This is a genomic window from Collinsella sp. TF09-1AT, assembly GCF_003436895.1.
In the GTDB taxonomy this organism is placed as follows: domain Bacteria; phylum Actinomycetota; class Coriobacteriia; order Coriobacteriales; family Coriobacteriaceae; genus Collinsella.
This window is the reverse complement of the sequence record NZ_QSRC01000001.1, coordinates 373,004-391,377: the sequence shown is the minus strand read 5'-3', so window position 1 is coordinate 391,377 and position 18,374 is coordinate 373,004. Positions and strand designations below refer to the sequence as shown.

Sequence of the window (18,374 nt, the reverse complement as noted above, 5' to 3'; positions counted from 1 at the left end):
CCTATTTGCTCAATGTGTTCGGCTGAGATCGGAAATCAACCACCAAAATCAGAATCGGATGCCCAAAAAACCAAAATAACGTACTCTCATTTTAATGAACCCCAACAAGAACGGCATTTACATGAGCACCGTCACGCATCAATACGCCCTCATCGGGGACACGGTATTCCAATTCAAGGAAGCAGTCGTTCATGTATCTGAGCCGCACGGCCAAATCGTCATCTGCAGCAATGGCCCAGACATCCGTTACGCAACGCTCGAAGAATGGGAGAAAGCTGGCACATCTTTCGATAGACGGACGCAGGTCGAGGGTATCGTCACCAGTGCGAGTCCAGCGCGCGACAAACTCGAGCTCTTTCGCAATCTCTTTACTGGCCGCAAAGATGTTTACGCCCATGGGTACCGCAGAAAAGACGGGGGAATCGGCTATACGCCCGCTTGCGCAAACGAGTGGAAGTCAGGCATTTGTCCCAAAGCAAATCGTCAGAAAACCAAATGCGCTGAATGTGGCAACCGCGTCTTCCCCGAGTTGAGCGATACCGCGATCATCTCCCATTTCAAGGGCAGTGACGACAGACTCCGAGACGTCATAGGTCAATATGTTCTCGATAATGACAGCAACACAAAAGTCCTGGTCATCGACTTTGACGGAGCCGATTGGAAAGAAGCGACAAACGCCATTCGGCGTGTCGCAAAAAACCATGGAATCGATGCTGCGGTCGAGCGATCGAGATCAGGTAACGGCACACATGTCTGGTTTTTCTTCCTAGAGCTCACCAGCGCAAAGATCGCACGAGAATTTGGAAGCAGCCTTATCACCGAAGCAGCGGCGCTCAACAAGACAATCACCTTTGAAGCTTTTGACCGGATGCTGCCCGCGCAGTCCACCATTCCTGAGGGCGGCTTTGGAAATCTCATAGCACTGCCTTTTCAAGGAAAAGCGCAGCGAAAAGGGAACAGTGTATTTGTTGACGAGCAATTTGAGCCCTTTCCCGATCAATGGCTTTACCTTTCGCAAATTCAGCTGATTCCACATGCAACAGTGCAAAAACTGATTGAGAGCATCGACAATAAACCGCATGGAATATCTGCTGCAGTGGTGGGAAACACCGCCGCGCCACATTCTCAGAGGCCGCGAAAGCGGCTTCCGCTCACGCCGCAGGACTTCCCGTCATCGCTGTCCGTCACGCAGGCCGATATGCTCTATATCCCCGAAAAATCTCTGAGTCCCGCAGCTCAAATGGAAGTTCGCAGGCTTGCAACATTTGCCAACCCAGAATTCTTCCGCGCGCAATCTATGCATCAATCGGTATTCGGCAAACCGCGGTACATAGACCTCAGCGAACTTAGAGACAGCTGCGTCGCGATTCCCAGAGGCTGCAAGGCTCAGCTTGAGTGGCTGTTTCAAGAAGCCGGCGTTGCTGCCCACTATTCTGACAAGCGCAAGTCTGGCAATCCAATTGTGATGGCATTTAAAGGGACTCTTCGCCCTGAACAGCAAATTGCCGCCGAACAGATGCTCGGCTATGAAGACGGAATCATGTCTGCACCGACGGGTTTCGGCAAAACCGTCATCGGAGCCTATCTTATTGCTACCATCGGTCTTCCAACGCTCGTCATCGTTCCCAAGACTGCGCTCATTGCCCAATGGAAATCCCAGCTCGAACGGTTTATCGACATTACTGATAACAGAAAGCCAGTCCGAACCCCAAAAGGACGAATCAGTAAAAGGCAGCCGCCGCTCATTGGCCAAATCGGAGGAGGTAAAACCGCCATAAGCCATCTCATCGACATTGCTTCATTCCAGTCTCTGTCCAGCAAGGACCCCCAGACCGGAGAACCAATAGCCAAGGAGTTCGTTCGTGATTACGGCCTCGTCATCTGTGATGAATGTCACCATGCAGCCGCACCACAGCTTGAGCTTGTCCTCAAGTCCGCTCCAGCCAAATATGTATACGGCCTTTCTGCGACGCCCGAACGCTCGGACGGACTCACGCGAGCACTCTCAATGCTCTGCGGCCCGCTTCGCCATGTCATTGATCCAAAAACGCAAGCAATCCAACAGGGAATTCAGCGCGTTGTTAGGCCGCGTTTTACCGGAGTTCGACTACCCGCCTACAAACCAGGGGCGTCCTTTAATCAGGTTCTCGATCTCCTGTGTGCGCACACAGCGAGAAACGAAGCAATTGTCGACGATGCCCTCGATACCGCGTCAAACGGTCGACATTCGCTTGTGCTATCCAAAAGGAAAAAACATGCCGAAGAGCTATATAGGCTGCTTCAAAGCCGCGGACACGAACCCATACTCTTAACCGGAGAAATCGACGCCAAAGAAAGAAAGGCAATACTGAACAGCCTTCCCGGCTTCGAGCATGAGCATCGAATTATCATCGCAACCGAAGGCCTTCTGGGCGAGGGCTTCGACCTGTCTTACCTTGACACTCTGCTCATTGCCACACCGATATCTTGGGACGGCAGCATAACGCAGCAGGCAGGCAGACTACATAGAAGTCACGAGGGCAAGCAGCGGGTTGAGATATTCGACTATGTTGATTTGTCGATACCCATGCTCGCGCGTATGTACCAGAAGAGACTCAAGACCTATGCCAAGCTGGGGTATGAAGTCTTTGCAGCAAATGACAACAAACAGGCCGATCGAAACATCCTCGTTAGGTCGGCAACAGCCGTGGAGGCTTTAGCGGACGACATCGCAAGCGCAACGAAAAGCATTTTTATTGCCGCGCCCTACGCATCCGCCGCATGCCTCGCGAAGCTCGCCGCCGCGCTCACGAGCGCTATTGTCCGTGGGATTGCCCTTGAGATTTCAATTGCCTCGACTCCGCGCGATGACGTAAAAGCGATTTTTGCCGAGATGAACGTCGACTATTCCATCAAAGCCGAAGGGCGCCTGTGCGCGTCAGTAATTGACGAGGAAACCGTCTGGTACGGAGCTATTCCATTACTGGCTTTTCCTAAGAAAGAAGACTGCAGCATCCGTTTCAAAAGCAGCGAAGTTGCAGCCGAGCTTTTAAGCGAAATCCAGCGAAGAGGAGAACCGGAGGTCGCAGCCACGAACGGGACGTCCCCAGCTGTTGCGGTGGAATAGGAGCTGCCTTGCTCAATCGCTCGTGAATCAATTACTATTCCCTCGCGAATCATAAGCGAGCAATCAGCCGTGCGAACCCTGAAACAGTTCGTCATGCGAGCCCATTCTGACCAACCGGATCACAGGATTAGTCTTATGCGGCAAATAGAGAACGACCACGTCGACCAAGCCATCGGATAGATGGAAATCGATATGACCGTTGTAGTTGCCGCCCGGGTTTGAAAGCTCGTGGGCACCATATTCCGCGGGAAGCGAGCCGTGAGCCGCAAGCTCTGCAACTGCCGCCTTAAACTCGGTTTTTAGCTGCGGATGGATGCGCATCGTCCGTTTGTAATCCGCCTTAAACTGAGCCTCGATTTCAATCTCAAACATCGCTAGCCCTCATCGAGGAATGATATAAGCTCATCAGCGTTATTGAATGACGGGCTGTCGTCTGGCAGAATCCCCAATTCATGAGCCTCGGCGATCACCATGGCACGCCTCGTCGCCTCGTTGGGCACCTCCGCCCTTCCTACAATCTCAAAAGGAATCTTTCGCTGATTTACAAGCTGCCGAACGGCAAGATTGAGATAGGAATTGAGGCTGAGGCCGACCGAATCCAAGAACTCGGTCGCCTGCTCCTTGAGCCCCTCTTCGATGCGAACCGTCGTAGGCTTAACCGTTGCAGTAGACATACGCGACCTCCTCGCCCTCGTCTTTTGCATCAGTATACCCAATATAAATGGCAACCTGACGTTAGAAAGCATCAGATTGCCATGCATATTCATGTCGCGGTGGGCACGATTGCTCTACATCAACCCGCTGAGCGCAATGTCGACGGCTTCGTTGAGGTCGTCGGTAATGTGTACTAGATCCGGATCGAGCGGACTGATCATACCGGCGTCCATCACCGGGCCGTTGAGCCAGTCGAACAGGCCCTGCCAGTACTCGCTGCCCACCAGCACGAGCGGCATGCGCTTGACCTTGTGCGTCTGCACCAGCGTAAGGACCTCGAACATCTCGTCGAGCGTACCAAAACCGCCGGGGAACACGATGGCGCCCGAGCTGTATTTGACGAACATGGTCTTGCGCACAAAGAAGTAACGGAAGTCCATGCCCAAGTTCACGTATTTGTTGAGCCCGTGCTCGTGCGGGAGCTCGATCCCCAAGCCGACCGATTTGCCGTTGGCGCTCGCCGCTCCCCTATTGGCTGCCTCCATGATGCCGGGGCCGCCACCTGTGATGACCGCCACGCCACGTTGCGCGATCTTGCGCCCGACGGTACGTGCCGCTTTGTAGAGCGGATCGGTCTTGGGCGTGCGGGCGCTACCGAAGATGGTCACCGCAGGTCCGAGCTCGGCAAGCGCGCCAAAGCCGTCGACAAACTCGGCCTGAATGCGCAGCACGCGCCACGGATCGGCATGCAGCCAGTCGGTCGACTCCTCGGGTGCCAGCAGGTTGGCGTAGGTGTTGTCCTTAGGAATCATGGGGCCGCGCATGACCACGGGACCGCGGCGGTACGTCTCGTCGTAGGCAGGCTCGCCCTCGACGTTCTCATTTTTAATCATGCGTACTCCTATCGAGAAAAAGAAAACGGGCGGGGTCGACGCCATGCGCCAAACACCCGCCCGAACATCAACCATTCGGTATGGTACCCACGATGCATCAAGTGCTTGCAAGCCATCGGTCAGCGGTCGCGCAGCCGATGCCAGCGAATGCAATGCCCGGCGCCGGCCGCGAACAGCTCGTAAGCGAGCCCGGAGCTCTTAGTAATCCACCGCCGCAGGGCTGTTCATCCAGTCGCTCACAAACGCACCGTAACGGCCCTCGATAATGGCCTGACGAGCCTGCTGCATAAGGTTGAGCAAGTAGTAGATGTTGTGCATCGAGAGCAAAATGCCGCCGAGCATCTCCTTTTGCGTGACCATGTGGCGGATGAGCGCACGGCTGTAGCCGCCCGTGCATACCGGGCAGGTGCAGGTGGGATCGATGGGGCCGTCGTCGTGCGCAAAGCGGGCATTGCGGAAGTTGAGGCGACCCTCGCTCGAAAACGCCGTGCCCATGCGGCCGGTACGCGTCGGCAGCACGCAGTCGAACATGTCGATGCCCACGCCCACGCCGCGCACGAGGGTGGTGGGGTTGCCGACGCCCATCAGGTAGCGCGGCTTGTGCTTAGGCATGTACTCGGAAGCCAGCGGCGCCAGCGTCTCGAACATGGTCTCGTGGTCCTCGCCCACCGAGTAGCCGCCGATGCCATAACCCGGAAAATCGCCGCACTCCTCCAGATGGCGCAGCGAGCGAAGGCGCAGGTCCAGGTGCATACCGCCCTGAACGATGCCAAAGAGCGCCTGGTCATCGCGGGTGTGAGCCTTATAGCAGCGCTCGGCCCACATGCTCGACAGCTCAACGGCGCGCTCAACGTAGGCGCGCGTGGCGGGATAGCCCGGGCACTGGTCGAGCTGCATGCAGATGTCGGAGCCAAGCTTCATGGCGATTTCCATGTTGTCCTCGGGCGTCCAGAACACGTGGCGGCCGTCGTAATCGTTGACGATAAAGCGCACGCCCTCGTCGGTGAGCTTGACGGCGTCGTTGTGGCTGAACACCTGGAAGCCGCCCGAATCGGTGAGGATGGGACCATACCAGTTCATAAACTTGTGCAGTCCGCCCAGCTCGGCGATGGTGTCCTCGCCGGGACGCATAGACAGGTGGTAGGTGTTGGCGAGCACGATCTGCGCACCGAGCTGCTTGACGGTCTCGGTGGGGATGCCCTTGACGTTTGCCTTGGTGCCCACGGGCATAAAGATCGGTGTCTCGATGTCACCGTGCGGGGTGTGCAGCACACCGGCACGCGCGTGCGTCGTCGGATCCTCGGCGATCAGGTCGAATTTAAACAGGTTTTGATCCATAAACTGGAACTCCTTGGTTGCGGCTCATACGCAAACCATTATACGGGCAACCCGCAAGAAGCACCGACTCGACAGAAACTGGTGCATTAAACGACTAGTCGTTGGGGACGTTCTTAAACGACTAGCTGTTGGGGACAGTCTTCAGGGCAGCCTGACAAAGGAGTGCCCCAATCTGCCGGCACTCAGGGACTGTCCCCAAGTGCCGGCAAGAGCGTCCCTTTCGACTAGTCATTTAAGAACGTCCCCAACGACTACATCCAGCGAAAACCCGCCAAAGTGAGCAAGGTGCCTTCAAGCAAAATGGCGCCGCAGGTTGAGCATAAGTCAGCGAGCGGGCCGCATTTGAGGCAAGGTGACGTGAAACGAAAGGGCGCTGACCTTCTGGTCGCGCCCTTGAAGTTGAACGTCAGATTGTCCAAATGCGGCCCGCGCAGCGTCGAGCTGTTACGCAGTTTGGTAAAACCGCGTAACCCTACGGCCGCTGGCCCATGCCGCCCTCGAGGGTGACGGTCTCGCCGTTCATGTACTTAAAGTCGGGGCCGCAGAGCTGAACGACCACGCGGCCGATCTCCTTCTCGACGTCGCCGTAGTGGCCCGCCGGCGGCATGTGGACGTTGGCCTTGAACGCCTCGGGATAGGCATCCTGGAAGTTCTCGAGCGCAGCGGTCCAAGCAAGCGGGCACACGATGTTGACGTTGATGCCGTCGGGACCCCACTCATTGGCGGCGACGCGGGTCAGGCCGCGGATGCCCTCCTTGGCGGCAGCATAGCTGCACTGGCCATAGTTGCCAAACAGGCCGGCGCCCGAGGCAAAGTTGACCACGGAGCCCTTGGTCTCCTTCAGGTGCGGATAGGCCTTCTGCATGTACAGGTAGGTGGCATACAGGCCAGAGTAAATGGCCAGGTTGAACTGGTCCATAGTGTGGTCGGCGATGGTCACACCCGAAGCGCTGGCCTGAGCGTTGTTGACGACGGCGTCGATGCGACCGAACTCCTCAATCGCCTTGTCGATAACGTTCTGCACGACGGCCTCGTTGTCCTGACCAGCCGAGACATCGGCCTGAACAGGCAGCACCTTGACGCCGTACTCCGCCTCGAGAGACTCCTTGGCGGCCTCGAGCTTGGCAACGTTGCGGCCGGTAATGACGAGGTTTGCGCCCTCCTTGGCAAATGCGATATCGATGCCGTAGCCGATGGAGCCAGCGGAGCCGTCCTTAAGCGTGGCCTTGCCGCCGCCGGTGACGATTACGGTCTTACCAGTGAAAAGTCCCATATAAAGTCCTTTCAAATCGCGGCGGACACGCCCGCCGACTGCGCGCATCCAAATTCACGCGCCAAAAGCTGGAATGTAACTTTAGCGTGTTCAAGCGAAAATAAAAGACCGCGGTAGGCGAACGGCACCACGTCGTTCGGCGAAGGGATTGTCAAGTAAAAACTGGATAAAGCGGCCGAGTTATTGTTATCAGATCGAGCCATCGAACACGTTTTGAAACTTTGCTGCGGCGCGTGGGATGTCGGCGCGAAACTTTATCATAGGGTGACAAACAACGATGAGGAGCACATGCCTATGACAGACGAGCTGGACCCCCAGACTCAACAGCATATTGATGATTCAGCAGACGCCGTCGACGACTGCGATACTCCTACCTGCGTCGACGTCTCCACCGATGCGCACGCCGGTGCAGACAAGGCAACAGACACAGACGATACTGTCGAGCATGACGAAAGCGAGCAGCCGGAGCTGAGCCATGCCGAACCCGACACGGGACCCGCACCACAGGCGGCGGGCCCCATCGAGGTGTCTTCGGAAGAAGAGCTCGATGCCGTCATGGACTCCATGATGGATGCTGTCAAAGCGATGAAAGACGCCGTCGCCGATGCCGACGTGGACGCCGAGGAAGAGGAGGCCGCCGAGGCGGCCTCGACCTTCGTGCCCGGCGAGACTCCGGTCGCCGACCAGGGCAGCACCATGCCCTCGTTTCTGCAGCTCGAGCACCCCACGATTGGCGCCGACGCGGTCGATCCGCACGCAGCAGGCTTTTCTGTGGTCGAGGGCGGTACCGGCAATATCGCCGCGCCGCAGGCTGCCGATGCGGATGATGCCGACACCGCTCGCCCGACCGCCCCGCATTCCCCTGCCGCGAGCCGCGATCTGGGGACCGCTGTCTCGAACACTGCGAACGCCGTGGGCACCTTTATCGCCCAGGGCGCCTCGGCCATGCGTGAGATGAACGCCGCGAAAAAGGCACTTTCCGACGCCCGCGCCCACTTGGCCGAACTTGAGCAGCGCATTGCCGATCAGGCCGAGGAACTCGAGACGCGCCAGGATATCGCAGGCCGCTACGACCAGATCGTCGCCGACCAGCGCCAAGCGATTGCCACGGCCCAAAAGACTGCAGCGGCCGCTGAGATTGACCGTGATGCCCACGCCGCCAAGGCGACAGAGCTCAAGGGCCAGCTCGAACAAATGAAGACAGAGGATGACGCGACTGAACTCCGCTTGAAGGCCGCGCTCGACGCCGTGGAGGCCCGCGAGGCGAGCTCGCGCGAGACCGGCAACCGCCTCGTTCGACGTCTTGAGGATTCCAAGCGCATCCGCGACAAGGTGAAGACCGAGCGAGACGCCGGCATTGCGGCCGCACAACAAACCGTCGACGCCACGCGCGCCCAGCTCGAGACGCTGCGTCATGAGTATGCCGAGCTGCAACGCAATCCCTCGGCAAATCCCGCCAACTATACGGTGCGCACCAGCGAGCTCTCGATGCAGATCTCCGACACGGCAGATGCCCTGCGTAAAGCCGAAGAAGATGTCCCGCGTATCACCGCCGACCTTGAGCACTCGCTTGCCGCAGCCGAGCAGGCCGTCGAGCAGGCTCAAGCCCCTATCGCCGACGCAAAGCGCGCGCACCAAGCCGTGACGACCGAAGCCGATGCCGCGCGCGACGAGCTGCAGACGGCGAAAACGGCCGCCGCGACTCGTCAGCGCGAGCTGCGCGAGAAGATCACTGCCGAGGACAAGGCACGCCGTGACCAGGAGCAGACCATCGCCAATGCCCAAGCAGATGCCGCACATGCGCAGTCGATCATCGAACAGGCGACCGAGGTGCACGACCACCCAGAGATCACTGAGTCGCTTGCAGGATCCTTGGCCCGAGACAAAGCCGAGCACGCCGAGACCGAGCGAGAAGTCGCCCAGCTCGAGGCCGCCGAGGACGCGGTGCGCGAACGTACCCGCGACTCCCGCATCAAATTCACCGGCGCCATCGTCTGCATCGTCGCCGCAATCCTGGTGATCATCCTAGTCTGGCTGTTCGCAAGCAAGTAGGCAGGGCACCAAGTAGTCTTTGGGGACGTTCTTAAACGACCAGTCAAACAAGAACGTCCCCAACGACTAATCAATGATGAGAGTGGATAATCTCCCACTTTGAGCCCGCAGAAGGGCCAAAAACGGGAGATTATCCACTCTCATTCCGCAGGTACTCATTTAAGTACGTCCCCAATGAGTGCCACATTGACAGCCAAGGCAAGGCCGATGCTTTGGCAGCGTCAGGTGGTTACGCGGTTCGTAGAACCGCGTAACTAACAAATGAGCATCGCGTCGCCAAAGCTGAAGAAGCGGTAACGCTCCTCGATGGCGGCGGCGTAGGCATCCATGATCTGGTCGCGGGAGGCAAGCGCGCTCACGAGCATCATGAGCGTAGAGCGCGGCACGTGAAAGTTCGTGATCAGCGCGTCGACCACGTGATAGGTCGAGCCGGGCATGAGGTAGAGCTGTGTCGTCGCATTCTCGCGCACCACGATGTCACCGCGGCCGAGCGTGTCGGCGCCGTCCTCGCGGCCTTCAAAATAGCGCGCCGTCACAGCCGGATCGAACACCGGGGCATCCGCATCAAAGGCGCTTTCGAGCGAACGCACTGCGGTGGTGCCGACGGCGATCACACGATGACCCTCGGCCTTGGCCTTGTGCACGGCGTCGACAACCTCCTGCGACACGTGGTAGCGCTCGGTGTGCATGACGTGCTGCATGGGGTCGTCCTCCTCCACCAGACGGAAGGTATCGATGCCCACCTCGAGCTCGACAGCGGCGAACTTCGCACCCTTGGCCTCGATAGCAGCCATGAGCTCGGGGGTAAAGTGCAGGCCCGCCGTGGGGGCGGCAGCCGAGTGCTCCTCCTTCATGGCATAGACGGTCTGGTACTTCTCGGGATCGCCCTCGTAATCGGTAATGTAGGGCGGCAGCGGCACGTGGCCGGCAGCATGGATGGCCTCGTCGAGCGTGCGCGGGTCGCCGGCGGCATTGCAACCGGCCGGCTCAAATCGCACCAGGCGTCCGCCGCGGCTATCGGTAACAAAGTCGACGACCTCGGCCGTCAGCACCACGGGAGCCCCCTCGGGCGCATGGGCGCCACCGGCACGATACTCAATCTGAGCGCCGGGCTTCAGACGCTTGCCAGGCTTAACCAGGCACTCCCACACGTGACCCAGTGGATCCACGTCCTCGCGGCGCTTAAGCAGCAGCGTCTCGACCACGCCGCCCGAGCCCGCCTTGCGACCGATCAGACGGGCCGGCATCACGCGCGTCTGATTGATGACGAGTACGTCGCCCGGCTCGATATAGTCGATGATGTCACGGAAGATACGGTGCTCAACGGTACCGCCGTGCTCCAGCGGCGTTCCCGCCTCAGATCCCTTGCGATTCACCACCAGCAGGCGGCAGGAGTCACGCGGCTCGGCAGGAGCCTGGGCGATGAGCTCTTCGGGCAGGTTATAGTCAAAATCATCAGTACGCATAGACACGTCGGATTCTCCTTATATAGCTAAAGTCCGCTTACATCCTAGCAGGCTGCCAGCTCAAAAGAACTACTATTTGGAAGCTTTGCGCTCGTCACGGATGCGGGCGCGGTCCATGGCCGCCTCGACGGCCGAAAAGCGGCAGCCACAGTAGTTCTGCCGATACATGCCCAGCTCGCGCGAACGACGCGTGGCCTCGGGATAATACGGGCGAAAATCGCGAATCACCGGCGTGAGCCCGCGGGCGGCAGCCAGGCGCTCGAGCACATCATTGCACGTTTCGAACAGCTGATAGGGCGAGACAGCGAGCGTCGTGCCTACATATTCAAACCCGCGCTCCTGAGCCACACGGCATGCCTCGGCCAGGCGTAGGGCATAGCACGTGCGACAGCGACGGGGCCGATCGGCGCCCAGCGGGGCCACGCCGGCCTCCCAGCGCTCACGGTCCTCTCCGGCCTCGATAAGCTCGATGTCGCCGTCGGCACACCACCGGCGCAGCTCGTCCAGACGCCGCCGCCATTCATCGTGCGGCTGAATATTGGGGTTAGTCCAGCAGATCGTGGGCTCAAACCCCTCCTCGCGCAGCAGGCGAACCGGCTCAAGCGAGCACGGCGCGCAGCAAGCATGCAGCAACAACGGCTTCATGGACATCTCCTCCCAATCTTTGCCCAGGGTAGTCTTTTTGGGACGGGGCAATTTTGACTACTTTTGATGTAAAGCAGTTCCAAATATCTGCATCAACAGGAAAGTAGTCAAAATAGCCCCGTCCCAAAAAGACTACTTTGCGAAAAAGCGTACGCCAAAGGACGTGTCCTCGCAGGCGGCAATGCGGCGGTCGCGCAAAATGGTCCACACGTAATACCAGTCGCCCACACAGCCCGACAAATGCAGGCCAGCCGCCAGGTAGCACAGCAGCGGATAGCCCGAAAATGCTAACCCCAAGGCAAACGCCGCCGTCAGGATCACCGTGGGCGCCAGGCAAATGGCAATGTAGCGCCGGCGCGAATACACAACGCCCTCGGCACAGGCGTAGATCATCGCCGTCTCGCGATTCGCCCCAAAGGTCACATGCGCGCCCGCAGGCGCCAACAGCTTAAAAAACGCGGCGTGTAACAGCTCGTGCACGGCAAATGCCGCCGCCGAAACCGCAGCTAAGCCGACTATCCAGCCCACGACTCCCGTCCAGCCGCCCGCTTCAGCCGCATCCAAGTCCGCAGGCCCGCCCAGCAGCATAAACACCGGCACCAAGCACACGGCAAATACGCCAAGCACGGCCATCCCCCACACGAAGCAGGCGTGCAGAAAATCCTCGTCCTCAAACGCATGTATGTTGGAAATCTCATTCATAGCATCTTAGGATAGCGCCCCTGCCACGCACCTACCCGCATGTGCGATAATGTCGAACGATATGCACGAATTGACCACCGCGCCGCCAGGCCTTGCGCCAGCCGCGCTTTCACCTATGCGAAGGAGTCCCATGGCATCTAAATACTCCATGAACGACCGTCCCAGCTGGCCGCGCCGCGCCATCGTTACCGCTGGCGAGCCCTACGGCAACAAGGGCCTGCACTTTGGCCACGTCGGCGGCGTCTTTGTCCCGGCCGACTTCTTCGCCCGCTTCCTGCGCGACCGCCTGGGCCGCGAGAACGTCATCTTCACCTCGGGCACCGACTGCTACGGCTCGCCCATCATGGAGAGCTACCGCAAGCTCAAGGAGAACGAAGGCTACGACAAGTCCATCGCCGAGTACGTCGAGTCCAATCACTCCCGCCAGGCCGCGACCCTCAACAACTACAACATCAGCTGCGATATCTACGGCGGCTCGGGTCTTGAGCCTGCCGCGCAGATTCACAACGAGGTTACCGCCGAGATTATCGAGCGCCTGCACGAGCAGGGCACCATCTCCAAGCGCTCCACGCTGCAGTTCTACGACGCCAAGGCCGGCACGTTCCTCAACGGCCGCCAGGTGATCGGCCGCTGCCCCATTCAGGGCTGCAAGTCCGAGAAGGCCTATGCCGACGAGTGCGACCTGGGCCACCAGTTTGAGCCCGAGGAACTCATCGCGCCCAAGAGCCAGCTCACCGGCGAGGTGCCCGAGCTGCGCCCGGTCGACAACCTCTACTTTGACCTGCCGGCCTACCTCGACTTTATGAAGACCTATACCGCCAAGCTCGCCCAGAACCCGCAGGTTCGCTCCGTGGTCTCCAAGACCATGGAGGAATGGCTGCTGCCGGCTCAGCTCTACATTCAGAATAAGTTCCGCGAGGCCTTCGATGCCGTCGAGGATCAGCTTCCCGAGCACACCGTGCTGGAGCCCGAGGGCAACAAGAGCAGCTTTACCGTCACCTTCCCCAGCTGGAAGGAGCGCGACGATGCCCACGCAGTGCTCGCCAACGGTGGCGTGCGCTTCCGCAGCGGCAAGGCGCTCGTGCCCTTCCGCATCACCGGCAACATCGACTGGGGCGTTCCGGTGCCCGAGGTCGATGGCGTCTCCGACGTCACCTGCTGGTGCTGGCCCGAGAGCCTGTGGGCGCCCATCAGCTATACGCGTACCGTGCTCGCGCGCGATGCCAAAGCCGCCGGCGTGACCGAGGGCGTTGCCGCCCAGGATGCCGCCCTCATGGGCGAGCCAGCCGCCGATTCCACGCAGGTCCCCGTGCCCACCTACCAGCACAGCTCGCTCGACTGGCGCGACTGGTGGTGCTCTGACGACGCTCAGATCTACCAGTTCATCGGTCAGGACAACATCTACTTCTACTGCATCGCGCAGACCGCCATGTGGGAGGCCCTGGGTTGGGACCTCACGCAGAGCACCGTCAGTGCCTGCTACCACCTGCTCTACATGGGCAAAAAGGCCAGCTCGTCCTCGCAGACGCCTCCCCCGCCGGCAGACGATCTGCTCAACCACTACACCTGCGAGCAGATGCGCGCGCATTGGCTGTCGCTCGGCCTGTCCGAGAAGCCGGTGAGCTTTAGCCCCAAGGCATACGACACGCGCGTGACCGGCAAGGACAAGGACGGCAACGAGGTGCGCGCCTGCGACGACAAGCGCGTTATCGACCCGGCCCTTAAGGAGAGCGCGCTGCTGACCGGCGTGTTCAACCGCCTGGCCCGCAGCTGCTTCTACGGCGTTGCCGTCAAGGAAGGCGACGAGAGCCCCTATCGCAACGGCTGCATTCCTGCCGGCGCGGCCTCTGCCGCCGTGGTCGAGGCTGCCGAGCAGGCCGCCCTTGCCTTTGAGCAGGCCATGTACAAGTTCGAGACACACCGCGCGCTCGCCGTGTGCGACGACTACCTGCGTGCCGCCAACAAGCGCTGGAGCGACGCCTCCAAGGCCGCCAACAAGCTCGAGGGCGCCGAGGCCAACGCCGCCATGACGCAGGCCCTCATCGACGCCTTTACCGAGCTGCGCGTGGCGACCGTCCTCATGCACGGCATTGTGCCGGCCGGCTGCGAGCTCATCTGCGAGTACTTCGACGTCGACCCGGTCGCCTTCTTTAGCTGGGATAACATCTTTGCCTCCACGGACGAGTTCGTAGAGAGCCTGGGCGAGAAGCCCGGCGAGCACCGCGTGAAGCCGCTGCCCCCGCGCTTCGACTTCTTCAGCAAGCACGAGAGCCAGTACTAGACAACCGGCAAGGCGCAGTAGTCAATTTGGGACGGGGCTTTTTTAGCTACCCGTCCCATCCTTGGCTGCAGCGCTTGCCAAAACAGACGGGATAGCTAAAAAAGCCCCGTCCCAAATTGACTACTTGAGTGGAACAGGAAGGAAAGACGGATGTCCAAGCCGCGTCGTCGTAAGCAGAAAAAGCAGGTTAAGCCTGAGCTCAAGCTTAGGCAGTTTGCTGCCACCGAGCTTTCCGACCAGCTTGCCGCCCAACCCTCCGCCGTCGACCTGCCGCGCTTTATGGTCGACACGGTCGCCGGCGCCTATGCGCCCGCCGATGCCGACCTCATGATCGAAGGCTTTGGCGCCGCAGCCGCACGCCCGGTCACGCTGCGCGCCAACACGCTCAAGGCAACAGCCGAGGACATCGCTGCGGCGCTCGACGCAGCCGGCATCGCCCACAACCCCGTCGCCTGGTACCCAGACGCCTTTATCCTGCCCGAGGCTCAGGTATCCGATCTGTGGGACCTCGACATCTACCGCGACGGCAAAATCTATCTGCAGAGCCTGTCGTCCATGATGCCGCCGTTGGTCCTGGGCGCCCAGGCAGGCGAGGACATCCTGGACATGTGTGCGGCCCCCGGCGGCAAGACGACGCAGATCGCCGCCCTCACGCAGGGACAGGCACACCTCACCGCCTGTGAGATGAGCATCCCCCGCGCCGAAAAGCTCGAATCTAACCTCCATCGTCAGGGCGCCAAAAACGTGCCTGTCATGCGCATTGACGCGCGCGAGCTTGACGAGTTCTTCCGCTTTGACCGTATCCTGCTCGACGCCCCCTGCACCGGCACGGGCACCGTTATCAGCGACAACGAAAAGAGCCTACGCGGCCTCACCGAGCAGTTGCTCAACAAATGCGCCCGCTCGCAGCGCGCGCTTCTGGACCGCGCCTTGGGGGCCCTCAAACCGGGTGGCACGCTGGTCTATTCAACCTGTTCGATCTTGCCGCAGGAAAACGAGGATGCCCTGCAAGAGGCCCTCGACAAGCATATGGACTGCGAGCTCATCCCCCTCGACGGCACGCCAAGCGAAAGTGAGGCACGCCGCGCCCAGGAAGCTGGTGAGGAGCCACGTATCGAGTCCAACGCTCTCACCGAGGCCATCGCCGCCGGCCATGTCTCGTCCGTCGCCAACGGTATGCCCGGCACGCTCACCATTCCGCCTAGCCGCGACTTTGAGGGCTTCTACATTGCCCTGATCCGAAAACGCAGCTAGCGCACGAATCCAAAACTCAACAAGCTATCTCCGTGCGCGTTTGCCCCGCTGGTCGCGATGCTGTTTAAGCATCGCGCGCTCCTTGCGTTCGGCCCTTTTACCCTTAATGGCCGTGACCACAAAGTAGATGACCGCGGCGGCAACGATTGCGCCCACACACAGGCCAATCGAGCCCAACATTGCCGAGAATTCCATACCGCGTCACCTTTCTTTTGCATACGGGACTTTCAAGATAGCACCTCGATTCCCGCCACCACAGCTCCTTCACGTTCGCCGGCCCTTCGGTCTAACGGATGACGCGGCGGGGAAAAATCAACTCGTCAAACGATTTAGCAAGCACAGTGCTGCCGGCACCCTGCCGGCCGTCATCACATAGAATCGAGCCTCCATGGATACCCTCAACGATCTAAACGAGCGCGTCGACGCCTTCGTCGGCACCAGCTCCTTCGACACGCCCACCGCGACAAACGACCAAGCCCCAATCGATGTTCCCGCCGAGGTTCACGAGGACATCGTCGCCTCGGTCGATTTTTCCGAGGTTGAGCTTGCGGACGAATTTACCGAGCCCCAGGTAGCCGTAACTCCCAATGGCCTTTTGCCCATGGAGCCGCTGCCCATCGACGGGCGTCTGCGCAAGGCGGCCCTCCGCATGCCCGATGAGATCGAGGAGGCCAGCGGCTTTACGCTCTTTGGCCGCCGCATCAAGTCACTCATTTACACCACCGATGTCGCGGTTATCCGCAACTCCAATGCCGATGCTGTCTTTGCGGTCTACCCTTTCACGCCGCAGCCCGCCATTACGCAGGCGCTGCTGACCGTCGCCGAGTGCCCGGTCTTTGTAGGCGTGGGCGGTGGCACCACCACCGGCAAGCGCTCCGTGCAGATGGCAGCCGTCTCCGAGATGCAGGGCGCGGCGGGCTGCGTGGTCAACTCCCCCGCCACCGCCGAGATGGTCGAGCACATCACTAACATCGCCGACATCCCCGTCATCGCCACGGTCGTTCGTTGCGACGACGATGCTCACGCCAAAGTGCGCGCCGGCGCCAAGATCCTCAACATCGCAGCCGGTAAGAACACGCCGCAGGTCCTGCGCGAGCTGCGCGAGCACTATCCCAACCTGCCGCTCATCGCGCCGGGCGGCAAGACGCCCGAAAGCATTCGCGAGACCATCGCCGCCGGCGCCAACGCCATCATCTGGACGCCGCCTTCGGCACAACAGCTACAGACCGACATGATGCAGCGTTATCGCAAGATGAAAGAAGACGCCACGCCCGTTATTTCGCGCGAAAATGTACCCATTATTGATCAGGTCGCCGCCGCCGAGGTCAGTCAGGTCGAGAATATGAATCCCGACGTGCCAATTCCCGACGAGGTCATCGAGCGCGTCGCCTCGATCCACGAGCGCGTTGAGGAACGTCGCGCCAACCGCGGCCTCAAGCCGTCACTACACGGCTTTTTCTTCCGCGGAAAGAAACGCTAGCAAAACAACTTGGCCCGCCCCACAAACGTAAGGCGGGCCGTTTTCGTTTGAGCAATCATGCGGCGACGTGATGGGGCAAATTAATCCACGCGCTTGTCGCCCATAAAGAAGAGCGCCACCGTACCAGGCCCGGTGTGCGAACCAATCAGAGCACCGATACTGTTGATCTCAATCTTGCCTTTGAGCTGCGGAACCTGTTCCTCAATCAGAGCCGCAACTGCCTCGGCATCCTCTCGGCACGCCGAGTGCGACATGATGCACTTACCCGAATAATCCGCACCGTCCTGCACGTGTGCCAACATGGTCTTAGCCATCTCGGAAATCGCGCGCTTCTTAGTGCGTATCTTTTCACGTGGCGACAGCCTACCTTCGCAATCGACCGTCATAAGTGGGCAAATCTTAAGCGCCGTGCCGATGATCGCGCTCGCAGCCGAAATGCGACCGCCGCGCAGGTAGCTCGACAGATCGGTCGAGAAGAACCAGTGGTGCAGGTTGAGCTTGTGCTCCTCGATCCAGGCAGCCGTCTCATCGAGTGAAGCCCCGCTATCGCGCACGTCGGCGGCATATTCCAGCAACAGGCCAAAGCCCGAAGACGCCGCCAGCGAATCGATGACGCGCACCTTGCCGCCCTGAGGATAGCGATCCGCGAGCATCTGTGCCGCAACGCAGGCCGATCCATACGTGCCCGAAATACCCGACGACAACGTCAGGTGCAGCACGTCTTTACCCTCGGCAACAATCGGCTCCCAAAACTCCTCATACTCACCCACGCTCACCTGAGACGTCTTGGGCATGGCACCCGCGGCAATCTGGGCAAAAAACTCGTCCGGCGTAATTGACTGATACAGATCGTCCGTATAGACAACATCGTCGATCTCGTAATGAAAACACACGACAGGGATATTGCGCGACGCAAAGAACTCCCGAGTTCGGTCGGCGGCAGATTCACAGGTCAGGACAAAATCACTCATATGAGGCTCCTTACTCATTGCTGCGCAAATTATCGCACAGTGAGCCTACATACGGTACATATGTTCACTATTTACCAAATAGAGCCAGAGGTAGTGAACATCTTTACCGTCATCATCTCTATCGACCCCAGCGGCATGCGTCTGTAAAAACGACCCTACGTCTCCACCCAACCGCCATATCTACCTCAACTAAATCGATTTATCAAACCGTTCGGCCAACAATTCGGCCGCCTATCCCCAATCGAAACAAAAGCGGCGC

The 18,374-nt window shown here is 59.7% G+C and carries 15 protein-coding genes; 5 read left to right on the top strand and 10 right to left on the bottom strand.

Annotation, left to right across the window (positions count from 1 at the left end):
• The first annotated feature begins 121 nt into the window (after nucleotides 1-121).
• Nucleotides 122-3,106, top strand: coding sequence for a DEAD/DEAH box helicase family protein (locus tag DXC90_RS01695; protein WP_158550196.1), 2,985 nt, complete (start codon nucleotides 122-124; stop codon nucleotides 3,104-3,106).
• 63 nt (nucleotides 3,107-3,169) lie between these two features.
• Here the strand turns inward: DXC90_RS01695 and DXC90_RS01690 are convergent, their stop codons facing one another.
• The 5 genes from DXC90_RS01690 to DXC90_RS01670 form a co-directional block, all read right to left on the bottom strand.
• Nucleotides 3,170-3,478, bottom strand: coding sequence for a type II toxin-antitoxin system YafQ family toxin (locus DXC90_RS01690; RefSeq protein ID WP_117734477.1), 309 nt, complete (start codon nucleotides 3,476-3,478; stop codon nucleotides 3,170-3,172).
• 2 nt (nucleotides 3,479-3,480) lie between these two features.
• Complete coding sequence (locus tag DXC90_RS01685; protein ID WP_117734476.1) at nucleotides 3,481-3,780, bottom strand: type II toxin-antitoxin system RelB/DinJ family antitoxin; 300 nt, start codon at nucleotides 3,778-3,780, stop codon at nucleotides 3,481-3,483.
• Nucleotides 3,781-3,894: 114 nt separating this feature from the next.
• Nucleotides 3,895-4,653 (bottom strand): TIGR00730 family Rossman fold protein, encoded by a 759-nt coding sequence (locus DXC90_RS01680; protein WP_117734475.1) that lies wholly within the window; start codon nucleotides 4,651-4,653, stop codon nucleotides 3,895-3,897.
• Nucleotides 4,654-4,851: 198 nt separating this feature from the next.
• A complete protein-coding gene (gene tgt, locus DXC90_RS01675) occupies nucleotides 4,852-5,991 on the bottom strand; it encodes a tRNA guanosine(34) transglycosylase Tgt (RefSeq protein WP_117734474.1) in 1,140 nt (379 codons plus the stop codon).
• 472 nt (nucleotides 5,992-6,463) lie between these two features.
• On the bottom strand, nucleotides 6,464-7,264 hold the full coding sequence (locus DXC90_RS01670) for an SDR family NAD(P)-dependent oxidoreductase (RefSeq protein ID WP_035137314.1): 801 nt from the start codon (nucleotides 7,262-7,264) through the stop codon (nucleotides 6,464-6,466).
• Between the two features lie 294 nt (nucleotides 7,265-7,558).
• Here DXC90_RS01670 and DXC90_RS01665 point away from each other — a divergent pair, with 294 nt between their 5' ends.
• The gene (locus DXC90_RS01665) at nucleotides 7,559-9,316 is read left to right on the top strand and encodes a hypothetical protein (RefSeq protein ID WP_117734473.1); all 1,758 of its coding nucleotides are present in this window, start codon (nucleotides 7,559-7,561) and stop codon (nucleotides 9,314-9,316) included.
• A gap of 254 nt (nucleotides 9,317-9,570) precedes the next feature.
• Here DXC90_RS01665 and queA read toward each other — a convergent pair whose 3' ends face one another.
• The 3 genes from queA to DXC90_RS01650 all read right to left on the bottom strand — a co-directional run bounded on the left by queA (nucleotide 9,571) and on the right by DXC90_RS01650 (nucleotide 12,129).
• Nucleotides 9,571-10,782 (bottom strand): tRNA preQ1(34) S-adenosylmethionine ribosyltransferase-isomerase QueA, encoded by a 1,212-nt coding sequence (gene queA, locus DXC90_RS01660; RefSeq protein ID WP_117734472.1) that lies wholly within the window; start codon nucleotides 10,780-10,782, stop codon nucleotides 9,571-9,573.
• 72 nt (nucleotides 10,783-10,854) lie between these two features.
• On the bottom strand, nucleotides 10,855-11,427 hold the full coding sequence (locus tag DXC90_RS01655; RefSeq protein WP_117734471.1) for an epoxyqueuosine reductase QueH: 573 nt from the start codon (nucleotides 11,425-11,427) through the stop codon (nucleotides 10,855-10,857).
• Between the two features lie 132 nt (nucleotides 11,428-11,559).
• On the bottom strand, nucleotides 11,560-12,129 hold the full coding sequence (locus DXC90_RS01650) for a DUF3267 domain-containing protein (RefSeq protein WP_117734470.1): 570 nt from the start codon (nucleotides 12,127-12,129) through the stop codon (nucleotides 11,560-11,562).
• 130 nt (nucleotides 12,130-12,259) lie between these two features.
• Here DXC90_RS01650 and DXC90_RS01645 point away from each other — a divergent pair, with 130 nt between their 5' ends.
• On the top strand, nucleotides 12,260-14,410 hold the full coding sequence (locus DXC90_RS01645; RefSeq protein WP_117734469.1) for a class I tRNA ligase family protein: 2,151 nt from the start codon (nucleotides 12,260-12,262) through the stop codon (nucleotides 14,408-14,410).
• Nucleotides 14,411-14,560: 150 nt separating this feature from the next.
• Nucleotides 14,561-15,664, top strand: coding sequence for an RsmB/NOP family class I SAM-dependent RNA methyltransferase (locus DXC90_RS01640; protein WP_117734468.1), 1,104 nt, complete (start codon nucleotides 14,561-14,563; stop codon nucleotides 15,662-15,664).
• Nucleotides 15,665-15,688: 24 nt separating this feature from the next.
• On the opposite strand, the gene DXC90_RS09480 is transcribed toward DXC90_RS01640, so the two are convergent.
• Nucleotides 15,689-15,859, bottom strand: coding sequence for a hypothetical protein (locus DXC90_RS09480; RefSeq protein ID WP_158550195.1), 171 nt, complete (start codon nucleotides 15,857-15,859; stop codon nucleotides 15,689-15,691).
• Nucleotides 15,860-16,052: 193 nt separating this feature from the next.
• On the opposite strand from DXC90_RS09480, the gene DXC90_RS01635 reads away from it, so the two are divergent.
• Entirely contained in the window at nucleotides 16,053-17,144 is a 1,092-nt protein-coding gene (locus DXC90_RS01635) for a hypothetical protein (protein ID WP_117734467.1), read from the top strand.
• An 80-nt stretch (nucleotides 17,145-17,224) separates the two neighbouring features.
• Here the strand turns inward: DXC90_RS01635 and DXC90_RS01630 are convergent, their stop codons facing one another.
• A complete protein-coding gene (locus tag DXC90_RS01630; RefSeq protein ID WP_117734466.1) occupies nucleotides 17,225-18,115 on the bottom strand; it encodes a DegV family protein in 891 nt (296 codons plus the stop codon).
• Nucleotides 18,116-18,374 lie beyond the last annotated feature (259 nt).